Origin of the sequence: Streptomyces niveiscabiei, from assembly GCF_001419795.1 — a bacterium.
Classification (GTDB): Bacteria; Actinomycetota; Actinomycetes; order Streptomycetales; family Streptomycetaceae; genus Streptomyces; species Streptomyces niveiscabiei.
In genome coordinates this window covers 1-2,961 of the sequence record NZ_LIRL01001350.1, presented here as the reverse complement: position 1 = coordinate 2,961, position 2,961 = coordinate 1, and the positions used below count along the sequence as shown (strand labels likewise).

General features: G+C 71.9%; 4 protein-coding genes and 1 tRNA gene. 2 read left to right on the top strand and 3 right to left on the bottom strand.

All coding sequences use genetic code 11. The features are described 5' to 3' along the window. The first annotated feature begins 85 nt into the window (after positions 1-85). Positions 86-742: an SDR family oxidoreductase gene (locus tag AOK24_RS43925; protein WP_055725404.1), complete on the top strand. Its 657-nt coding sequence runs from the start codon at positions 86-88 to the stop codon at positions 740-742. Between the two features lie 50 nt (positions 743-792). On the opposite strand, the gene AOK24_RS43920 is transcribed toward AOK24_RS43925, so the two are convergent. Then, entirely contained in the window at positions 793-1,005 is a 213-nt protein-coding gene (locus AOK24_RS43920; protein WP_055725403.1) for a hypothetical protein, read from the bottom strand. Between the two features lie 164 nt (positions 1,006-1,169). After that, positions 1,170-1,251 (bottom strand) — tRNA-Tyr (locus tag AOK24_RS43915). Positions 1,252-1,477: 226 nt separating this feature from the next. Here AOK24_RS43915 and AOK24_RS43910 point away from each other — a divergent pair. Further along, positions 1,478-1,966 carry a YajQ family cyclic di-GMP-binding protein gene (locus tag AOK24_RS43910; RefSeq protein WP_055725402.1) on the top strand — a complete coding sequence of 163 codons (489 nt, stop codon included), beginning with the start codon at positions 1,478-1,480 and terminating at the stop codon, positions 1,964-1,966. A 96-nt stretch (positions 1,967-2,062) separates the two neighbouring features. Here the strand turns inward: AOK24_RS43910 and AOK24_RS43905 are convergent, their stop codons facing one another. After that, positions 2,063-2,329: a GlsB/YeaQ/YmgE family stress response membrane protein gene (locus tag AOK24_RS43905; RefSeq protein WP_055725401.1), complete on the bottom strand. Its 267-nt coding sequence runs from the start codon at positions 2,327-2,329 to the stop codon at positions 2,063-2,065. Between the last annotated feature and the right edge of the window lie 632 nt (positions 2,330-2,961).

Sequence of the window (2,961 nt, the reverse complement as noted above, 5' to 3'; positions counted from 1 at the left end):
GGCAAGGGGTGGTCATATTTACCGACCGTCACACTTAATGGGAGCCGTGCGGCGGACGGGGCTCCTCGGGCGTACGGTCGACAGCATGCGCATTGTCATCGCCGGAGGTCATGGTCAGATCGCGTTGCGGCTGGAGCGGTTGCTCGCCGCGCGCGGGGACGAGGTCGCGGGGATCGTCCGCAAGGCCGAGCAGGGGGACGCGCTACGCGCGGCCGGCGCCGAACCGGTCGTCCTGGACCTGGAGTCGGCGTCCGTCGAGGAGGTCGCCGGGGTTCTCCGGGGCGCCGACGCGGCCGTGTTCGCGGCGGGTGCGGGCCCGGGCAGCGGGGTCGCGCGCAAGGACACCGTCGACAAGGGTGCGGCGGTCCTCTTCGCCGACGCGGCCGTACGCGCGGGCGTGCGCCGGTTCCTCGTCGTGTCCTCGATGGGCGCGGACGCCGGGCACGCCGGGGACGAGATCTTCGACGCGTACCTGCGCGCGAAGGGGGCCGCCGACGCGTACGTCCAGAGCCTGAACGCCCTCGACTGGACCGTCCTGCGGCCCGGGGGCCTCACCGACGACGCCGGGACCGGGCTGGTGCGCCTGGAGGCGCGTACGGGGCGCGGCATGATCCCGCGCGACGATGTGGCCGCCGTACTCGCGGAGTTGCTGGAGACACCGGCGACTGCGGGGCTGACGCTGGAGCTGGTGGGAGGTTCCACGCCGGTGTCCGTGGCGGTGAAGTCGGTGGCGGGGAACTGACGCCGGGAACCGACGGGGCCTCAGGGTCGTTGCAGGACTGAGGGCGTGGGTCAGAACAGGGGCATCTGGCCCGGGAACTCCGGGAGCGTGAAGCCGTCCAGCGACGGCTGGGCGGCGCCGAGCTGGGCGGGGCGGCGGGAGCCGGGGCAGGACGTCAGCTCGCCGGCTTCGCGGGCGCCGGGCGGGTCGTGCCGGGCGAACCGTCCGGCGACGACAGCGATCTCGCGGCGGCACTCGGGGCAGGTTCTGCGGCGGCTGGACATGAGGTCAGTGTGCCTCAGCGGGCCACGCGGGCACGGCCTGGCGGCACGCTGCGCGGCGGCGCCGTAGGGGGTGTGATCTTCTTCATGAGCCGTCGCGGCGGCGCCAATGACGAAGGGCCCGTGACCCACTGCTTGAGTGGGTCACGGGCCCTTGCGTTCCCGTGTGGCGGCGCCAGGATTCGAACCTGGGAAGGCTGAGCCGGCAGATTTACAGTCTGCTCCCTTTGGCCGCTCGGGCACACCGCCGGGGTTTTGTCACCTGGTCGAACCGCTTTTCGGCGGTGTTTCCCGGCAACGACGTAAACAATACCCGATGGGGAGGGGTGGTCCGCCACCCGATTGAGCTGCGCCCGGAGGTGATCGGGTGGCTAGGCTTGTCCGGACGTGGCCGGGGCTGTGCCGGGACAGGCACGGGCCCCCGAGGACGCCGCCACGCACTCGACACGCCCCCCGATACAAGGAGCCACAGGACATGGCCGACTCCAGTTTCGACATCGTCTCGAAGGTCGAGCGGCAGGAGGTCGACAACGCCCTCAACCAGGCCGCCAAGGAGATCTCGCAGCGCTACGACTTCAAGGGCGTGGGCGCCTCGATCTCGTGGTCCGGCGAGAAGATCCTGATGGAGGCGAACTCCGAGGAACGGGTCAAGGCTGTCCTCGACGTCTTCCAGTCGAAGCTCATCAAGCGCGGGATCTCGCTGAAGGCGCTGGAGGCGGGTGAGCCCCAGCTCTCCGGCAAGGAGTACAAGCTCTTCGCCGAGGTCAAGGAGGGCATCTCGCAGGAGAACGCGAAGAAGGTCGCCAAGCTCATCCGCGACGAGGGCCCCAAGGGCGTCAAGGCCCAGGTGCAGGGTGACGAACTGCGCGTCAGCTCCAAGAGCCGTGACGACCTCCAGGCCGTCATCGCCCTGCTGAAGGGGCAGGACTTCGACTTCGCGCTCCAGTTCGTGAACTACCGGTAGTCCGCGGGCCGGTGGACCAGAAGGGCGGGCGCCTCGACGCCCGCCCTTCTGGTGTGTCCGGGGGTTCGGTGGGTCCGGGGTTCGCTTCCGTACGGCTCAGTCCCGTGAGTTGCCGAACAGGATGCGGTACACGATCAGCAGCACCAGCGAGCCACCGATCGCCGCCGCCCAGGTCGCGCCGTCGTAGAAGTCCTTCGTCACCGGGTGGTCGAGCCAGCGCGCCGAGATCCAGCCGCCGACGAACGCGCCCGCGACGCCGATGAGGGTCGTGCCGATGAGGCCGCCCGGGTCGCGGCCCGGCAGCAGGACCTTGGCGACGACTCCGGCCAACAGTCCCAGGATGATCCAACTGACGATGCCCATGCCCCGAACCTGCCCTTCCGCGCTGCGCGTCCGCCGTTCCGGCCGTGTGGGTCCGGTGAAAGTCGCGGGCCGGGTGGCCGGTGATGTCCACGCGTCCCGCATCCGCCGCCGCACGTGCGTTCGTTCTGTGTTGGTGTGGACGACGTCGTGCCGGTACGCGCCGGTTCCCCTGGTCATTAGGGTGCGGCCCATGACACACGCGCCGGCCCGCCCGGCCCTTCACCGGCACCCCGGCGCGAGGCCCTTGGCGGGCTGCGGGCCGGGGCGCCGAGGGGTGGCCCGTCATACGTCGGCGCATCGACACCGGGCGCGTCGAGGCGCGGCCCGTCGCACCCCGGCGCCTCGGTACTCGGCGCGGCGGCACTCGGCGCGGCGAGGCTCGGTCCGTCGCGTGTCGGCACCCGGCGCATCGCGGGGCGGTCCGTCGCCCTCCGCCCCCGGCACCTCGGCGTCCGGCGCGTCGAGGCTCGGCCTGTCTGCGGGGCCCCGGCCTCACCGCGTCTGGTCGAGGCGCGGGCCCCTGCGGGACCACTCGGAAGGCGTCGGCCCCGTCCGCGTCGGCCCCGCAGCCTCGCTCCTCGGCCGCCACCACCCCGAGGTTCCCGGCCCCTGTCACCCCAAGGCCCCTGGTC